General features: G+C 63.1%; 16 protein-coding genes. 5 read left to right on the top strand and 11 right to left on the bottom strand.

Going from position 1 to position 16,582, the window contains the following annotated elements; all coding sequences use genetic code 11:
• Nucleotides 1–37: 37 nt before the first annotated feature.
• The 4 genes from BSP239C_RS12710 to BSP239C_RS12725 form a co-directional block, all read right to left on the bottom strand.
• On the bottom strand, nucleotides 38–1,426 hold the full coding sequence (locus BSP239C_RS12710) for an amidase (RefSeq protein WP_180959014.1): 1,389 nt from the start codon (nucleotides 1,424–1,426) through the stop codon (nucleotides 38–40).
• A gap of 149 nt (nucleotides 1,427–1,575) precedes the next feature.
• Entirely contained in the window at nucleotides 1,576–3,141 is a 1,566-nt protein-coding gene (locus tag BSP239C_RS12715) for an amidase (RefSeq protein WP_101573425.1), read from the bottom strand.
• Nucleotides 3,138–4,571, bottom strand: a complete 1,434-nt coding sequence (locus BSP239C_RS12720) for a M20 family metallo-hydrolase (protein WP_101573427.1) — start codon at nucleotides 4,569–4,571, stop codon at nucleotides 3,138–3,140. The genes BSP239C_RS12715 and BSP239C_RS12720 overlap by 4 nt, the downstream gene beginning before the upstream one ends.
• Before the next feature lie 158 nt (nucleotides 4,572–4,729).
• Complete coding sequence (locus tag BSP239C_RS12725; protein ID WP_257930199.1) at nucleotides 4,730–6,049, bottom strand: MFS transporter; 1,320 nt, start codon at nucleotides 6,047–6,049, stop codon at nucleotides 4,730–4,732.
• Between the two features lie 224 nt (nucleotides 6,050–6,273).
• Here BSP239C_RS12725 and BSP239C_RS12730 point away from each other — a divergent pair, with 224 nt between their 5' ends.
• Nucleotides 6,274–6,579 carry a metal-sensitive transcriptional regulator gene (locus tag BSP239C_RS12730; RefSeq protein ID WP_101573430.1) on the top strand — a complete coding sequence of 102 codons (306 nt, stop codon included), beginning with the start codon at nucleotides 6,274–6,276 and terminating at the stop codon, nucleotides 6,577–6,579.
• Nucleotides 6,580–6,636: 57 nt separating this feature from the next.
• Nucleotides 6,637–6,810 (top strand): hypothetical protein, encoded by a 174-nt coding sequence (locus BSP239C_RS20760; protein WP_180959015.1) that lies wholly within the window; start codon nucleotides 6,637–6,639, stop codon nucleotides 6,808–6,810.
• A gap of 34 nt (nucleotides 6,811–6,844) precedes the next feature.
• Here BSP239C_RS20760 and BSP239C_RS12735 read toward each other — a convergent pair whose 3' ends face one another.
• The gene (locus BSP239C_RS12735; protein WP_101573432.1) at nucleotides 6,845–7,765 is read right to left on the bottom strand and encodes a LysR family transcriptional regulator; all 921 of its coding nucleotides are present in this window, start codon (nucleotides 7,763–7,765) and stop codon (nucleotides 6,845–6,847) included.
• Between the two features lie 78 nt (nucleotides 7,766–7,843).
• Between BSP239C_RS12735 and lgt the strand changes: the two genes are divergently transcribed.
• Nucleotides 7,844–8,767 carry a prolipoprotein diacylglyceryl transferase gene (lgt, locus tag BSP239C_RS12740; protein WP_101573434.1) on the top strand — a complete coding sequence of 308 codons (924 nt, stop codon included), beginning with the start codon at nucleotides 7,844–7,846 and terminating at the stop codon, nucleotides 8,765–8,767.
• Nucleotides 8,768–8,846: 79 nt separating this feature from the next.
• Nucleotides 8,847–9,389, top strand: a complete 543-nt coding sequence (locus BSP239C_RS12745; protein ID WP_101573436.1) for an acyl-CoA thioesterase — start codon at nucleotides 8,847–8,849, stop codon at nucleotides 9,387–9,389.
• 58 nt (nucleotides 9,390–9,447) lie between these two features.
• Here BSP239C_RS12745 and BSP239C_RS12750 read toward each other — a convergent pair whose 3' ends face one another.
• Entirely contained in the window at nucleotides 9,448–10,644 is a 1,197-nt protein-coding gene (locus BSP239C_RS12750; RefSeq protein ID WP_101573438.1) for a pyridoxal phosphate-dependent aminotransferase, read from the bottom strand.
• 123 nt (nucleotides 10,645–10,767) lie between these two features.
• Nucleotides 10,768–11,163, bottom strand: coding sequence for a hypothetical protein (locus BSP239C_RS12755; protein ID WP_101573440.1), 396 nt, complete (start codon nucleotides 11,161–11,163; stop codon nucleotides 10,768–10,770).
• Between the two features lie 242 nt (nucleotides 11,164–11,405).
• Here BSP239C_RS12755 and BSP239C_RS12760 point away from each other — a divergent pair, with 242 nt between their 5' ends.
• Nucleotides 11,406–12,146 carry an N-acetyltransferase gene (locus BSP239C_RS12760; protein ID WP_101573442.1) on the top strand — a complete coding sequence of 247 codons (741 nt, stop codon included), beginning with the start codon at nucleotides 11,406–11,408 and terminating at the stop codon, nucleotides 12,144–12,146.
• Nucleotides 12,147–12,152: 6 nt separating this feature from the next.
• Here BSP239C_RS12760 and BSP239C_RS12765 read toward each other — a convergent pair whose 3' ends face one another.
• Genes BSP239C_RS12765 through BSP239C_RS12780 form a run of 4 tightly spaced genes read right to left on the bottom strand, consistent with a single transcriptional unit; the run spans nucleotide 12,153 to nucleotide 16,503 of the window.
• Entirely contained in the window at nucleotides 12,153–12,542 is a 390-nt protein-coding gene (locus tag BSP239C_RS12765) for a cupin domain-containing protein (RefSeq protein WP_101573444.1), read from the bottom strand.
• 30 nt (nucleotides 12,543–12,572) lie between these two features.
• Nucleotides 12,573–14,225, bottom strand: coding sequence for a thiamine pyrophosphate-binding protein (locus tag BSP239C_RS12770; protein ID WP_101573446.1), 1,653 nt, complete (start codon nucleotides 14,223–14,225; stop codon nucleotides 12,573–12,575).
• The gene (locus BSP239C_RS12775) at nucleotides 14,222–15,820 is read right to left on the bottom strand and encodes an amidohydrolase (RefSeq protein WP_180959016.1); all 1,599 of its coding nucleotides are present in this window, start codon (nucleotides 15,818–15,820) and stop codon (nucleotides 14,222–14,224) included. Before BSP239C_RS12775 ends, BSP239C_RS12770 begins: the two co-directional genes overlap by 4 nt.
• A complete protein-coding gene (locus BSP239C_RS12780) occupies nucleotides 15,820–16,503 on the bottom strand; it encodes an FMN-binding negative transcriptional regulator (protein ID WP_101573450.1) in 684 nt (227 codons plus the stop codon). The genes BSP239C_RS12775 and BSP239C_RS12780 overlap by 1 nt, the downstream gene beginning before the upstream one ends.
• Nucleotides 16,504–16,582 lie beyond the last annotated feature (79 nt).

The following is a 16,582-nucleotide window of genomic DNA, read 5'->3' on the forward strand; positions in this document are numbered from 1 at the left end:
GCCTTGCATTGAGCAGCCTTGAGCTGAGCAGCCCCGGCTACAGGCCAGCGGCCGATGAAAGTCGGGCGGCGAATGCGAGGAGTCCCTCATCATTGTGAGGTCGCCCCACGATCTGCACCGACTCCGGACGTGCTGGCTCCGGTCGTGCCGACTCTGTCTCTTCGGCGCCAGTCCCCTGGGCCGAAGCTCCGATCGGCAGTGTCACCGCAGGCCAGCCGAGAACATTGAACGGCATTGAATAGCGCATGAACCGGGCGGCAGAATCGGGACCGATCTCGTCCCACCGAATTACCTCGCCCTCGATGGCCGGGGTGAGGAGGAAGTCGACGTCGTCGAAGATCGAGGCCGCCGAGGCGCGCAGTTCTTCCAGCGCAACGATCTGCTCCTGGTATTCGGCTTCGGTGATGGTCTGCCCGGACATAATCTTCGCCCATACGCCGGGCTGGTACAGCTCGCCTTGTTCCTCGGCGAACTGCTGATGGAGAACGTAGGCCTCATAGCGGCGCACGATGTCGTAGATCCCGGAGAGCCGTTCGATGACCTCGCTCAATTCCTCTGACCTCGCCGAGGTTGTCCTGACCTCGGTCAACGCCCGGTCTACCCAGCGGCGTGTACCTTCTGCAGATTCGCCGGCGGATTCCAGGAGGCTGAGGTCTACTGTCAGCGGCTGTTTCGTCTGCACGGATCCGCCACCGTCATCATCCTGTCCGCCATTGTCAGCACCCCGTTCAGTAGGCTGATCAGCAACCCTGCCGTCCCCAGCGATCGCCGCGAATGCCGTGGTGAGCAGCGGCAGATCACGCGCGAACAAGCCGACGGTGTCGAAGGACGGCGACAGCGGGAACACCCCCTCTGTCGAGACCACTCCGAAAGTCGGCTTGAACCCGATGACGCCCTGGCACACTGCCGGCACCCGCACCGATCCCGCGGTGTCCGTGCCCAAGGCTAGCGGCACCACTCCGGCGGCCACGAGTGCGGCCGATCCGGAACTCGATCCAGCGGTGCACAATGGCGGATCGACCGGATTGACCACCCGCCCGAAGGCACTCTCATCGCCGAGGATGCCGTACGAATACTCCTGGCAATTCGTCTTCACCACCGGCAGCGCACCGTCTCGCTCCAAGAGGCTCACCACCGGGGCCGATGTACTCGGATCCAGCCCGCTGCTGACCTTCGACCCCATCGTCGTGGGGAAGCCCGCCACGTCGATGACATCCTTGATCGCGAAGGCAACACCTTCGAGGTTGCGAGACGGCTCGCCTGCCGAGCTGCGCTCCGCTGACTTCCGCGCCAGGGTGCGTGCACGATCCCCCATCACCGAGGTGACAGCATTGAGCTCTCGCCCGATGCCCTCGACAGCTGCAATGGTCTGCTCAAGGCTCTCCACTGGGCTGTCTGCCTGATGTATTCCACGATTCTCGTCCACGATCCCCATCGTGTCAGAAGACGTCAGCGCGCGATGTCGGACATGCCAGTTCCCGCCGCTCGTCACTTTGCGGAACAGTACATGGGTTGCAACCTGTGTACTGTTCCGGAAACTGATGCCTCATACGACGGCGCAGCGGCAGCCGCCGCTCACCCCGGTGCGAGCCCCGTCCACGGCACCAGCTGCTCCACCGCGGCCGCCACGTCGAAAGCCGCGCGGTCGTCGAACGGATGGGCGATGACCTGCAGCCCCGTTGGGATGCCGCAGTCAGCCATACCGGAGGGCACATTGACGATCGGGACCCGGTTGCAGATGTTGAACGGCATCGTCATGTGCGACTGCCAGTAATGCTCGAGCCGCACTCCCCCGGCCTCGCTACCTGGACCGTCCCCACCCGCACTGTGACCAGCACCAACATCCGAACCAGCACCTTCACGTCCGACCCCGTCGGCGCCGATCGTGATCCCATCCAGGTAGCTGGCACCAGCTTCAAGTCCTGCCACCGCCGAGGTGGGCGCCAGCAGCACATCGAACCCTTCCATCGCGGATGCCAGTTCCGCCTGGATCTGCGCTTCCATCGCCAGCCCCTCGTACTGAGTGCGACGCGCCGCGACCGCCTCGGCGTCGGCCATGAACCGCAGCGTGTAGTCGGCCAGGGTGTCCTCGTGGCCGCGGGTCGCCGCGCGCATGGCCGGCGCCAGCAGGTTCCCGAAGTGCGTGAACGCGGTCTCGAAGATCCGCTCAGACGTCCACGGCACTTCGATCTCCTCGACGACGGCTCCTGCGGATTCCAGCGCCGAGGCGACCGCGCGGGTATTCGCCTCAATGTCCTTCCCGACAGGGAAGTCCCCCAAACGCACACACAGCGCGACTCTGCGACCGCGGAGTCGATCGGTTGCCTCGGCGGGGTCGAAGTCGGCGAGGAACCCGGTTGAATCGATCGTCGCGTGATCACTCGCGTCGACGCCGACCATCACCCGCGCCAACAGCGCGGTGTCCGCGACGGTGCGCGCCATCGGCCCGTCCCCGCGGTACCAGTCGGCAGCCAGGGGCTGGGCACCGGGGACCCGACCGTACGGGGCCTTGAACCCGACAGTGCCGGTGAAGGCGGCCGGCAGCCTCGTCGATCCGGCGATATCGGAGGCGGTGGCCAGGGGCGCGAACCCGGCGGCGAGCGCCGCACCCGATCCGCCCGAGGACCCGCCGGGTGAGAGATCCGGGTTCCACGGGTTGCGGGTGGCGCCCCACATCGGTGAGTGCGTGATCGTTGCGCAGCTGAACTCCGGGGAGGTCGCACGGGCATGGACGTATCCGCCGGCTCGACGGATGCGACGGATGATCGCGGCGTCCGCCTCGGCGATGCTGTCGCGTTCGTGGATGAGTCCCTGGGTCAGGCCGCGCCCGGCCAGGGCGTGCTTCTCCTTGGCGATCACGGGCAGGCCGAGCAGAGGGCGGCCGGCGGCCGCCTCGGCGAGTTCGTCTGCGGTGGCGTTCGCATAGAACGTCTCTGCCTCCCGCGCCGAGGTGACCGCCTCCTCGAGGACTTCGGTGACCGCATTGATGCGCCCGTCTTCAGTGCTGATGCGCCCGATCTGGGCGCTGAGATACTCAACCGGGGAGAGCTCCTTCGACCGGAAATTCGACAGTGCCTCGGTGGCGGACAGGGCCCAGGTTTCGGTCGAAGAGGTGTCCGCTTTGGACGGTGTGGCACTCATGCATTCACCCTAGTCGACGCAGGCATCTGAGCAGATGATGGCGCGGAGTCGCGCACCTCGGCGACCGAACGGCCGACCCAGACTTCGCCCTTGCGTTCCTCGCGCAGCTCGCCGCCGACCAGTTCGGTCGCAACCGAGGTGAGGACGCGCAGGCCCCGGATCATGTCCTCGTCGGTGGTGAATTCGCGTTCGCAGTGGGAGACGCCGTCGACACTGGGCACGAACATCATCACGGCGGGCACCCGGTGATTCATTGCCACCGAGTCGTGGCCGGCCATCGTCTCAAGGCGTCGGATGGACAGTCCCTCGTTGGCCACGGCCTTCTCGGCCAGCTCGACCCCAGTCTCTGGGAAATAGCGTTTGGCACGGACGTCGAAGTCTTCGACCTTGATGGTGATCTCGTGTTCGAGGGCGATGCTCGCGATCTGCCGATGCAGCGAGTCCCTGGCGGCCTTGACGACGTCCGGGTCTGAGGAGCGGAGGTCGGCGACCATGTGGACACGGCGCGGTACGACGATCGGCGAGTTCGGTTCGACGACGTGTTGACCGACCGACGACACGAGGGCCTCTTCCTCGAACTCGTCGACGACTTCGGCCACGGCGAGGACGACCTTCGCTGCGGCGACGAGAGCGTCGTGCCGGTCGGCCATGGCGGTCGCTCCCGTGTGGGACTGTTCGCCGAGGACGTCGATGTCGAGTTTCTGTGTGTACCAGCTGGCTTCGACGACGCCGATGTCGATGGCCTCGCGTTCCAAGATGCGCCCCTGTTCGATGTGGATCTCCGCGTAGGAGATCGCTTCGGGCGGGGTGTCGGTGCCGGCATAGCCGATAGCGGTCAGTGCCTCTGAGACGGAGGTGCCCTCGAGATCTTGGACGGCGAGCATCTCATCGAGGTCGAAGAGGCCGGCGTAGACGGAGCTGCCCATGATGGAGGGGGCGAAGCGGCCACCCTCCTCGTTGAACCAGTTGACGACGGCAAGATTGAACGTGGGCTGGAGACCGGATTCGGCGAACTGCTCCTTCACGCGCAGGGCCGCGAAGAGGCCGGCGATGACACCGTAGGCGCCGTCGAAACGCCCGCCGAGCGGCTGCGAATCGAGGTGGGAGCCGATGAGGACGTAGGGGGCGCTCGGCGCATCAGCCGCGGTCGGGACGAGCTGGAGACAGGCGAACATGTTGCCGATCGCATCCACACGGACCTCGAAGCCGTTGCCCTCGGCCCAGGAGCGCATCCAGTCGCGGGTCTGCTGGTCCTCTAGCGTCAGTGCCTGCCGGTCGACACCGTCGTTGTCGGTGGCTCCGATTGTGGCGACGTGATGGAAGTCGGCGAGGAATGTGGCGTCACTCGAGGAGGCTGCATGCGAGGAGGTTGCGTTGGTGGCCTCCGAGGGAGAGGCTGCGTTCGAGCGGGTGGGGGATGGGGTAGTCATGGTGCGTATCTTTCTCTTGTGCTCACGTGTGGACGGTGGAGGTGACGGTGGAGGTGGCGGTGCCGATCACGTTTGGGACAGACGATCAGTTTGCAGACTGATCCCCTGCATCAAAGGTGATCGGCAACCGATGAGGCACCCGGTCAGCGACGTGCCGCTCATCCCAGGCGTCCCCGGGTCTCGGGGAGGCGGGTGACGAAGATGAGGACGACAACGATCACGGCGCAGATCGTCATGTAGAACCCGGGTGCGGTGTTGACTCCGGTGATGTCGACGAGCCAGGTGCCGACGAACGGGGCGGTCCCGCCGAGGATGGCGTAGGAGATGTTGTAGCTGATCGCCGCCGAGGTGAAACGGGTCTTTGTGGAGAAGCGTTCACAGAAGAAGGTGTAGCAACCGCCGCCGTAGCAGCACAGGGAGATGACGAAGATCGTCTGGCCCAGGAACGCCAAGCCCATGTTTCCGCTGGTGACAAGTCCGAATGCGGGAATGGAGGTGACAGCCAGGAGGATGGAACCGGCGATGAGCATGGGCTTGCGTCCGACCCGATCGCTGATGGCTCCGGCGATGGGCAAGAAGATCGTGTAGCTGGCCATGGCAATGGCGTTGGTCAGCAGTGACTGTTCGCGGGTGAGGTCGCCGGTGGTCTGGATGTAGGTGACGAAGTAGGCCGAGAGCATGTAGAAGCCCAGTGCGGTGAGCCCGAGGACGAAGAAGACCTGAAGCATCCCGACCGAGTTCTCACGGAAGGAGTCGCGGATCGGGCTGAATTCCTTGGGGCGTTCGGCCGCGGTCTTCTTGAACAGCTCGGACTCATCGGTCCGGGACCGGATCCACAGTCCCACGGCCGAGAGCGGCAGTGCCAGGAGGAAGGGAATGCGCCACCCCCAGGAGTCGAACGAAGCGTCGCTCATCACTGTTGAGAGCAGAAGGATGAGTCCGCCGGCGAAGACCGAGGGCAGTGCTGTGGCGGCCAGTGTGATGTTGATCCACAGGCCGCGCTTGCCCACCGGCGCATGTTCGTAGACGAAAGAGGGCCCACCGACCGATTCGCCACCGGCGGAGAAGCCCTGTCCTAGGCGGGCGAGGATGAGCAGAATAGGAGCGAACCAGCCGATCTGGTCGAACCCGGGCAGGATGCCGATCAGCGCGGTGCAGCAGCCGACGAGGAAGATCGTGATGGTCAGGGTCTTGCGACGACCCACCTTGTCACCGAGAGAGCCGAAGAACAGTCCGCCCAGGGGCCGCATGACGAAAGCGACTCCGAAGGTCGCGAAGATGACGAGCAGGCCGGTGACCCGGTCTCCGTCGGGGAAGAAGTACTCGGAGAGGATGACGGCCGAGAGGCCGTAGAGCGTGAAGTCATAGAACTCAACGAATTGGCCGATGCTGCCGCCGACGAGCACCTTCTTCTGCATGCCCGTGGACTTGCGAGACTGTCCAGATGGCGTCGTCGATGCCGAGAGTGTTGCGGACATGATAGCTCCCTTGCTGCGTCCTTCAGTATCGGAACCATTGTTGCCCGCCCCGATACATCAGTCCAACAGATTATGCAGAACACAGGCATCAACACAATCTATGAGGCTCTCATCCAGTCACCAGGTCGCTGGCCGATCGCCTTTGCCTCTCAAATACCCCATAGGGTATATTTTCGAGCGAGAGTTCACCCAGCCTCGGCATCACCTACTAAGGGATATAGACGATGAAGAACGCAGACCCGCAGACCCAGCGGAAGATCGCCAATCGCCTCAATCGGGCTCGCGGTCAGCTCGACGCCGTGATTGATGCGGTGGAGAACGAAGGCTCCTGCCGGGACGTGGTCACACAGCTGTCGGCAGTGTCGACAGCGCTCGATCGCGCCGGGTTCCTCATCGTCTCCAACGCCATGAAGAACTGCCTCGACACCGTAGGAGCTGTCGAAGCGTCTGACGCCGCAAACTCCGGTGCACACGAGGAGGACTCCCTCACCATTGAAGAGCTCGAAAAACTCTTCCTGTCCCTGGCCTGAACCACCAGCCTGGACTAACACCGATCATCAAGCACGAACCATTCAAGGAGAAGAACCATGTGCCGAGCAGTTACCTGCAAGACCTGCGGCAAGACCACCTGGGCCGGATGCGGACAACACGTCGACTCCGTCAAGCGCGAGGTGCCCGCACACCAGTGGTGCGGAGGACATGACGACGAACCCAAGCAGAAGGGCAACCTCATCCAGAGGCTGTTCGGACTGGGAAACTGACCCAAGGAATCCGTGGGCCTACTGCCCCATGGGGCTATTGCCCCGCGGGCCCCAGAATTTCGCGGGTCAGCTCGCTGAACGCACGCGCACGCCTGCTCAGACGCACTTCCTTCGGCCAGACGACGGACAGATCGATGCTTGGGAAGTCGTCGAGCAGCGGCACATCGACGGCCTTCAACCCGACGTAGGTGCCTGGGGACACGCTCTGGCTCAGCAGCGAGTACCCATGGCCCATCGCGACGAACGATCGCACGGTCTCGTAACCGGCGAAGCTGTGCCGGACCTTCGGTACGACGCCGGCGATGCGGAAGAGCTCATCGTAGTACTGCCGGGAGAACGGCATATCGAGCTGGATGTAGTTCTCCTCGGCGAGCTCGCGCAGATGGATCGGCTCCGGCTGTCCCCCACCCCCGCCGAGGCGGTGGTCGAGTGAGACGAGGGCGTGTGGTTGGACGACATCGATGAGAAACGAATCGAAGCGATCGGTCAGTCCCAGCGTGTAGGTCAGAACGATGTCGCATTCGCCGGCGATGACCAGACGCTGCAGGTCGAAGAGGTCGGCTTCGAGGTAGTTCACCCGCACGCCGGGGTAGCGCTTCTCGAATTCGGCGTGGATGAGAGGCAGCCGTGTCGGAGCGATCGGTGAGAACACTCCGACGCTGAGTTCGCCGCTGAGTGAGCTTGCCAATCCGTGGGCGGTCTCGCCGAGGGCATCGGAGGATTCGAGGAACGGGCTGACTTCGGAGAGGAAGCGTCGGCCAGCGGGTGAGAGCACCACCGAGCGGTTCTTCTGACGGACGAACAGGTCGATGCCCAGGGTTCGCTCGAGCTGTGCCATGGCCGTTGAGATCGCTGATTGGGTGACGTTGAGCTGCTTGGCCGCCTCCGTCATGTTTTCCCTGCGGGCAACCTCCTGGAAGTACCGCAGTTGAACGAGAGTGAAGTCGAGGGCCATGCCTCTCATCTTCCCATGTGCCGGCTTCTGCCCCTCGCTCAACTGTCGGTCTTGTGGAGATGGAAATAGACTGAACCCGTGCTTGCCTTTTCAGCGGTCGATGACCTGCCCACGCTGCCCCACGATGTTCTGGCCTCGATTCCGAGCCCCAGCGTCTCCAGCTTCTCGCTGGGCCCCCTGACGATCCACTTCTATGCGCTGTGCATCCTCGCCGGAATCGTCATCGCCATCGTGTTGACCAACCACCGTCTGACCAAGCGCGGGGTCGAGGAATGGCAGGTCCTCGATATTGCGACCCTGGCCGTCCCGATGGCCATCATCGGCGCGCGCATCTATCACGTCATCACCCATTACACCGACTATTTCGGCCCTGGCCGCAACCCGTGGAACCCGTTTGAGCCGGGCTCTGTGTGGGCGATCTGGGAGGGTGGAATCGCCATCTTCGGATCGCTGATAGGCGGCACCCTGGGCGCACTGATCATGTGCCGCCGTCTCAACATCAAGCTCTCAGCACTCCTCGACGCCATCGCACCGGGACTCATTCTGGCCCAGGCCTGCGGGCGCTTCGGCAACTGGTTCAACCAGGAGCTCTTCGGCCAGCCGACCACTCTGCCCTGGGGCCTGGAGATCGACCCGAGCAACCCGAACTTTCCAGCAGGCTTGCCGGTGGACACCCTGTTCCACCCCACGTTCCTCTACGAAGTGATCTGGAACAGCCTCGGCGCCCTGGTCCTGCTGTGGCTGGGACGCCACCTGTTCTTCCAGTGGGGACGCCTCTTCGGCATGTACCTCGTCTGGTATGGCGCGGGCCGCATCGTGTGGGAGTCCATCCGCCTCGACCCGAGCTTCGTCGTCCTCGGCCTGCGCACCAACGTGTGGGCAGCGATCGGCGCGGTGGCCCTCGGTGTCCTCATCATCGGTGTGCAGCGACTGCGCCACCCCGAATCCGAAGAGTCACCCTTCATCAATGACCGGAAACCCGAGGCCGAAACCGCCGACTGAACTGCACCACTGATGGACTCAGCTCGCGCTGCCAAGCCCCACACCACGCTTGAAGGTACCAGTCAGTAACATAATTGTTATGCACTTCACGCGAATGCTCTTGCACCTGCTCAGATCCCGCCGCCGTCCCGCGCAGGACATTTGGGATGACTACTCCCTCCCTCTGCGGGTCCTGCCGACCGAGATCGACATCTTCATGCACGTCAACAACGGCATGTACTTCTCGATCATGGATCTGGGTCGGATTGACCTGATGGTCCGCAGCGGAGTCTGGAACGCCCTCCGCGACAAGGGGTGGAGCGGCGTCGTCAGCGCCGAGACCATCAGCTTCCGCAAGTCGCTCAAGCTCGGCCAGCGCTACAGTGTGGAAACCAAGATCATCGGGATCGATGAACGTGCGGTGTACTTTGAGCACCGCATCGTGGTCGACGGTGAGATCTATGCCCGCGCCTTCGTTGCCACACGGCTGCTCTCTGAGAACGGCACGGTCTCCAAGGACGAAGCCATCGAGGTCTTCGGGCCGCCACCGGCCGGCCTGGAACTGCCCGAATGGATCCACGACTGGCGACTGCACAATTCACTGCCCAGTTCCAGGCGGCCGGCCTCACATAGTTGGGCCTAGCCGCTAGTTGGGCCTAGCCGCACGACTTACTCGTGCACAGCAGAACCAGCGGCAGACTTCACCCCTGTGTGATCCAGTCGCGCAGTTTGTTCAGTCCTTCCGTGATCTCGTCGAGGCCGATGCCTGAATAGGCCAGGCGAATGTAGGACTGGTCCTCCCCCGGCTGTAGCGACCCGAAGTGCTCGCGGGTGCAGAACGAGACTCCGGTTTGATGCAACGCCTCAGTCGAGAAGTCGGCGAGGGTGGCAATCCCCTTGGCTTCCATCGCCTCGGTGACATCGGGGAAGACGTAGAATGTCGACCCGGGAGTAGCGACGCCCATTCCCGGGATCGAGTTGATGATCGAGCATGTGGCATCACGGCGTTTGCGCAGCACCTCGAGCATCCGTCCTACAGAATCCTGAGGACCTTGGAGCGCGGCGATGCCCGCCCACTGAACGTATTGGGTGGTGCAGGATTCGTCGTTGGTATTCATCGTCGAAATCGCCTCGGCGACCTCCGGTGGCGCGACGGCACAGCCTAGCCGGGATCCCGTCATCGCGAACTTCTTGCTGAATGTGTAGAGGATGACGGTGCGCTCGCGCATACCGTCGAGTGAGGCGATGGACGTCGAACGGCCCTTGTAGCGCATCTCGAAATAGGCTTCGTCGGACAGAACCCACAGGTCGAATTCCTGCGCGATAGAGGCGATGGCCTCACGTTCGGCATCGGTGGACTCGGCCGAGATCGGGTTCTGCAGGTCGTTGTAGATGATGGCAACTGTCTTGTCATCGATGGAGGCCCTCAGATGGTCGAGGTCGATAGCGAACCCGTCGCCAGTGGGCACATACCTGTACGGAAGCGCGGTCCCGCCCAAGTACTCGATCTGGGATTCATAGATCGGGAACCCTGGGTTGGGGTAGAGCACGCCCTCGCCGGGATCCATGACCGCCTGGAGGAACTTCGTGATCACCGGCTTGCCACCGGTGGTGACGATCACCTCGGCTGGGTCGATGCTCATGCCTCGCCGGGATCCGATGTCTGCTGCCAGTGCCGCACGCAGCTCCGGAATTCCGGGGCCTGGGCAGTACCCGGTTTTGCCGTCTTTGATGGCCTGATCCATGGCCTCGACGATGTGGCCGGCCATCGGGAAATTGAGATCGCCGAGGTGGAAGGGATAGACCTGGTTGCCCTGAGCCTTCCAATCGGCGGCGGCCTGGGCGACCCGGAACGCGGTCTCGGTGCCCAGGTTGTCCAGGCGTTGAGCAGTCTTCATTGTCGGCTCCTTCGTTCAGGCGGGATGACAGTAATGTCGGACGGTGTACTCGCACCGCCCGAGAACCGTCGCTTCCCTCACGATAGATCACCGCAACCTCGAATGTCAGCGGTGACCGGGCAGTCAGTTCGCGGCCATCGCGCTGCGCCCGACCAACAGGCACCATAAGCCGATGACCAAGAACACTGGAGCGCCGAGCAGACCGCACCAGAAACTCGGAGCCGCGGGGCCTCGCGGCAGGAAGAACGCCACGATCGCGATCAGTGTGATGAGCACACCGGAAAGGTGGAGAACAGGCTGGGCGAAGACGAAGGCCAGTGCGAAGAAATGGATTCCGACGATCGCGAGAATCAGCGGGGCGACCCATTCGGAATGGCCAGAACGAATTGCGAGGAAGCCCAGCACCCCGCCGGCGATGACCTCCGCCCAGACGACGATGTAGACAGTGAACGCAGTGGTACCGGTGCTGATCGCGCTCGGTTCGCCCCAATTGCGGATCGCTATGAGAATGCTGGGCACTGCCAGCGCCAGTCCTGCTGCCCCGAGCCCACCGAGGATGAATCGTTACGAAAAGTGGCTGGGCGGCTCTTCCTGAGCCCACCCGGACCACACGGAAGCTGCAATAGAGAACACCGCGCTGATCATCACGAGGTCGCGCGGAAAGGACTGGTCGATCATCGTTGACCCTTTCGCAGTAATCGGCCGCGCCTCGAGTCTATCCACAGTCGGTTCACAACCGCAGGATGCCTAGACTGGCGGCCATGGACCTCGCGATTTTCACATTGGCGCAGCGCCCGGACCTCCAGGACGAGCTCCTCGACCTGGAGAATACGTGGCCGGAATTCATCCGGAACGATCCGCTCGGCGACCTCTACTATCAGCGGGACGTTCTCGCCCAGTTCGCCGATCACCTGCTCATCGCCCACACCTCCGCGGACGGGATCGTGGGCAAGGCACATGCGATTCCCTTGCGGTTCCAGGGCGAGCGCCTGCCCGAAGACGGATGGGACTGGGCAATCCGACGCGGCATCCAGGCAAGGGTCCTGGGTGAGGTGCCGAACATGTTGGCCGCCCTCGAGATCTTCGTGCGTTCTGACAAGCAAGGGCTGGGGTTGTCCGGAAAGATCCTCACCGCGCTGCGAGAGCATGCGAAGGATCAGGGATTCGCCGAGGTGGTCGTTCCGGTCCGCCCCAATGGCAAGCACGACATCCACGAGCCGATGACTTCCTACGCTGATCGCACAAGGGAGGACGGCCTGCCTGTCGACCCCTGGCTGCGCACCCATATACGCGCAGGTGGAATGATCGACAGCGTGGCGCATCGCTCGATGGTCATCGCCGGGACACTTGCTGAATGGCGCCTCTGGACTGATCTGCCCATGGATATTTCGGGGCCGGTCAACGTCCCGCAGGCGCTGACGCCCGTGCTCTGCAACGTCGAGCACGGCACTGCCGTCTACATCGAGCCGAATGTGTGGGTGCGGCACCGAACTGGAGTGTGAAGCTACCTAGTCGCTCGGGGCGATGAACAACTTCCGCAGCGGCGCCTCGTCGACATACCAGCGGGTCTTCATCCCGTCCTCAAGCCGGACCAGCGACCCCGGTGCCAATTCGATCGGAGCCAATGCGGGTTCGTCGAAATCGATCCGGCCGGTGCCCCTGATGACGAGGAAGACTTCCTCACCTTCAACGTCGCGCATCGTCCCGGCCTTCATCTCCCAGAGCCCATAGTCGGCTCCGGCGATCGTACCGAGCTGGGCGAACGCAGTGGTCGGCTCGCCGCGTGCCGCCGAGTCTTCGTCGCCTGCTGCGGCAGAGCCATCCACCCGCTGCCAGTCCTCTATCGGCTCGTGATCGAGAGGATATTCGTCGGTGTCGATCCACTTCGTTGTGCTCATGCGATCAGTGTAGCCAGGGATAGTGCGATATCACCCCACCGAGGCTTCATTCGCCATTTGGTGCGGATCGGCGATGACTTCGATGACAAGAGGGCAGGTCACGCCGTCGCCTGCCGCTTCTGCACTGTATTCTTCTATGCGCGCGACAGCAGCAGTGAGCTGTTCCCGATCAGTCACCCGAATACCCTCAGCACCCAAGCCCTCGGCCGCTCGTGAGATCGAGGGCCATGTCATGAACGCATTTTCGGGTTTCGCTCCGACATCGATGAGTTTGAGGTACTCGGCGCCGTAGCAGCCGTCATTGATGACGACGATGATCAGCGGCAGCGACTGCCGGACGGCAGTGGTGATCTCCACGAGGCCCTGCATCGCACCGCCATCGCCGACCCAGACAACTGTCGGCAGTGTCTGGTCGACTGATGCGACTCCGACTCCTGCGCCGATGCCCAGCCCAATCGAGCCGAAGTATCCCGGATAGTCCATTGTGCCGGGAGACGGCGTGATGTGTGGCCACACGGAAACCGTGAATCGGCCGACATCGGTCAACTGGCGAGTTCCCGGTGGCAGCACTCTGTCTATTTCGACAGTTGCCTCGCGCGCGTCGACATACCCGCCGCCGGTTGTCGAGTTGAAATGTGCGCGATCCTCTCCTGCATTAGCCTCCGCAATGTCGGCCAGACGACGACCCCCGCTCGGCTCCTGCCCCACTTCACGGAGGATCTCCAGCAGATCCTCCGCAGCAGCACCGGCATCGGCGACCACTCCGAGTGAGATCGGCCCGTATTTCGCCAGGGCCACGGGGTCCGAGTCGACCTGAATCACGCGCTTGTCGGCCAGGAGTCGATAGGTGTCCGTCTGCCAGTTGTTGAGCGATGCCCCCAGCGCCAGTACAACGTCGGCCTGCCCAATGTGGTCGGCACCGAGTCTGCTCGAAAGAGTTCCGAAGATCCCGAGATTCTCAGGCTGACCGGAGAACAGCTCGCGCCCGAGCAGGCTGGTCATTACAGGAGCGTCGATGAGCCGGGCCAATTCAAGCACAGCGTCACCCGCACCTGACCTGACAGCGCCACGGCCCGCGACGACTAGCGGGCGCTTCGCCGCCAGCAGCATCGCCGCGGCGCCTTCGACGCTGTCCGAATCAGGGCGAATGCGCTGAGGCGCAAACGGCGGCCAGGTCGGTACCGCGTAGTCAACGTCTGCCGACATTAGGGGGAGCGGAATGTCGACGACCACTGGTCGCGATTCGAACCGTGCCCTGGTGAATGCCTTGACCAATGTCGACAGAGCTGTACCCGCGGATCTGACTCGCTCGAACTGCGCCCCCGCATGCTGAGCGAACCCCTGGATGTCGGTGTGCTGGAAGAACTCGTGCACATCGGGAGTGTCGCCCGTGAGGAGAACCAGTGGAGCCTGCGCCCGTACCGCCTCCGTCAAGCCCGTCAGGGTGTTCGTCAGCGCAGGGCCGTGCGTGACAGTGGCGACTCCCATCCCGCAGCTGGCTCGTGAATACCCGTATGCCATGAGGACGGCGCCGTTCTCGCCGACGGCTGGAATGTAGGTGCCTCCCTCGCGCTCGATATAGTCTCCGAGGAACGCCAGATTGGCATCTCCCATGAGGCCGAACACGGGCTGAGTGCCGCGCTCGTCTGCCAAGAATTTCGCAATCGCTTCGTGTAGCTTCATGATCGGTCCTCGTGCCCGTCGGCGTCGCTGATCAGTTGTCCGTCGACCATTGTGTCGACAATCGAGATGTCAGTGATCTCACTGACAGGGACCGTGTGCGGGTCGGCGCTGAGCAGCACAAGATCGGCGAGGTATCCCTCGCGGATCGCGCCGAGGCGGTCGCCCATCCCCGCCGATGCGGCAGCTGCCGTCGTCCACCCGGCGACTGCGTCGTAGACCGAGATCCGTTCCGCTGGAGCGAGCAACGTGCCTTGATCAGTAAGCCTCTCGACTGAGGTGCGTATCCCCTGCAGCGGTCTGCCGGGGAGTGGACGGTCCGTGCTGCCGACCAGGGGTACGCCCGCGTCGACGAGCGATTGACCGCGATAGAGTCCGGAGACTCGGTCCTGTCCCAGCTGTTTGGCATAATCGTCACCGGAGACCCAGAGGAAGCCTGACTGACCAACGACGGTGAGGCCGAGGGCGGCCAGGCGCGGAATCTGATCGTCACGAATGAGCCCGCCGTGTTCGATCCTGTGACCACCGACATGGTCAGGAGTGAGGCGGAAAGATTCGTCGAATATGTCGAGCGCGATGTCGAGTGCGGCATCGCCGATCGCATGCACTGCAAGCGTCCACCCTCCGGCGATGGCATCGATCATATTCCTGCGGAAGACATTGAGGTCCTCTCGCAGCACCCCGCAGCTGTCGGTTCCGATGTACGGCTCGGTCAGCAGTGCTGTCCTCACCGCCATTCCACCGTCGAGCACGAACTTCATGGGACCGATGCTAAGCATGTCAGAACCTATGCCGGTGCGAAGCCCGAGGTCGAGTCCCCGCGAGAATGCATCCATGCCGCCTGTCACCGCGTGCAGAGCATCGTGACTGGGCATCATCTGGATGCGCATCGGCATTCGTCCCTCGTCGATGAGCTCTTGGAAACCTATGAGGTCCAGCGGGTTGAGGCTGCCGATGCTCCCGCCGGCTCCCGCCTCGATGCTCATCGTGACACCATCCTGTGCGGCCAATCTGGCCGCTGTGGCCACTGCACCCTTTACCTCCCCGACCGGGTAGGGCAGTCGCTGCTGCTGCACCACGGCCTGCTCTTCCTCGTGGAGAACGCCTCGAGCGTCAATGGCATGTTGCCGCAGATTCGGGTCCTCTATGTCGCGAATGACAGCCGACGAGATGACTGACGAGTGGCTCGAGGTGTGCCGGGCCCAGGCTTTCCTCTCACCGACGGCTGCATCGAGATCGTCTGCCGTGAGGTCTCGGCCGAATGCCCGCTGGTCATATCCAGATATTTCAACCCATGCTCCAGTGGACAGGCCGGCGGCATAGTCGGCGATCAGCTTGATCACCTCGTCGACGGAGTCAGTTCCGGAGATGTCGAGGGCGTTGAGGGTCTGCCCAGTGAGCTGGAGGTGGGTGTGGGCATCGATGAAACCCGGAAGAATCGCGCCGGAATGCGTGATTTCGCGCCGTGCGGACAAGCCTTCGATCTGCTCGTCGACGCCGACGATCCGGTTGTGCCAGATGCCGACTGTGTGGGCAGTGGGTCGCCCCGGATCCATGGTGTGGATCACATCGGCCGAAATTCTGAGATCGAGTTCCATCACTGCTCCTTCTGACGCTGGGTTTCCGCGATCGTCGGGGTGACACCACATCGTCCGCCGGTACCATCGTCCATCGCGCCCATTCTGGCCGAAACTTCGCGCGGCTCCAGCCCTGCCGCACCGTCGAGGTGCGCTCGGGTGCGATCGCGATCGTCTGCGCTGCGATTCTGCCCCATTTTCGCCTTCGCCTGCGCTATCTCCACCTGGATCCAGAACCCGCTTACCAAGGGCAGCAGCTTCTCCAGGCGGTCTCGCGCAGTCGCGCCCATCTCCCATGCACCCTCGGATTTCGGGTCCTTTTGAATTTCTTCCCGCCTGACCAGGTCGGTGAGATGCTCGCGCAGCGCGTCCTCGTCCATCATTGTCGTGGTGCCGGCCAGATGCACGACGGAGAAGTTGTAGGTCGGCAGTCCAGGATCGTCGTACCAACCCGCACTCACGTAGGCCCGAGGGCCGTGGAAGATTGCCAACGCATCACCCTCTTCTCGAATTCTCTGCTCGACAGGGTCAGATCGGGTGATGTGCCCACTGAGCAGAATCCCCTCCGCAGAGTCTTCAAGGAGTATCGGTACGTGCGCAGCTCGCAGCGGACTCTCGACAACCAAGGTCGCCAGCGAGTTCTCCGCAAGGAGTTGACGGAGCTCGTCGAGCGCATCGACTTCGAACAATGGGTTGATCCACATATTTGTCCTAGTACAGTTAGATTCTGTGTTATAACTAATCGTGTCCACTTTTGCATACCGTCCCTTCGTTGTCTAGGAA

Source organism: Brevibacterium sp. 239c (genome assembly GCF_900169365.1).
Classification (GTDB): Bacteria; Actinomycetota; Actinomycetes; order Actinomycetales; family Brevibacteriaceae; genus Brevibacterium.

Bases quoted from the DNA above. Each gene is read 5' to 3' on its own strand.
- BSP239C_RS12735 (WP_101573432.1), bottom strand. From the start codon at position 7,765: ATGGCCCTCGACTTCACTCTCGTTCAACTGCGGTACTTCCAGGAGGTT.
- BSP239C_RS12765 (WP_101573444.1), bottom strand. From the start codon at position 12,542: ATGAGCACAACGAAGTGGATCGACACCGACGAATATCCTCTCGATCAC.
- BSP239C_RS12775 (WP_180959016.1), bottom strand. From the start codon at position 15,820: ATGGAACTCGATCTCAGAATTTCGGCCGATGTGATCCACACCATGGAT.
- BSP239C_RS12770 (WP_101573446.1), bottom strand. From the start codon at position 14,225: ATGAAGCTACACGAAGCGATTGCGAAATTCTTGGCAGACGAGCGCGGC.
- BSP239C_RS12715 (WP_101573425.1), bottom strand. From the start codon at position 3,141: ATGAGTGCCACACCGTCCAAAGCGGACACCTCTTCGACCGAAACCTGG.
- BSP239C_RS12750 (WP_101573438.1), bottom strand. From the start codon at position 10,644: ATGAAGACTGCTCAACGCCTGGACAACCTGGGCACCGAGACCGCGTTC.
- BSP239C_RS12720 (WP_101573427.1), bottom strand. From the start codon at position 4,571: ATGACTACCCCATCCCCCACCCGCTCGAACGCAGCCTCTCCCTCGGAG.
- BSP239C_RS12725 (WP_257930199.1), bottom strand. From the start codon at position 6,049: ATGTCCGCAACACTCTCGGCATCGACGACGCCATCTGGACAGTCTCGC.
- BSP239C_RS12745 (WP_101573436.1), top strand. From the start codon at position 8,847: ATGCACTTCACGCGAATGCTCTTGCACCTGCTCAGATCCCGCCGCCGT.
- BSP239C_RS12760 (WP_101573442.1), top strand. From the start codon at position 11,406: ATGGACCTCGCGATTTTCACATTGGCGCAGCGCCCGGACCTCCAGGAC.
- BSP239C_RS12730 (WP_101573430.1), top strand. From the start codon at position 6,274: ATGAAGAACGCAGACCCGCAGACCCAGCGGAAGATCGCCAATCGCCTC.
- BSP239C_RS12780 (WP_101573450.1), bottom strand. From the start codon at position 16,503: ATGTGGATCAACCCATTGTTCGAAGTCGATGCGCTCGACGAGCTCCGT.
- BSP239C_RS20760 (WP_180959015.1), top strand. From the start codon at position 6,637: ATGTGCCGAGCAGTTACCTGCAAGACCTGCGGCAAGACCACCTGGGCC.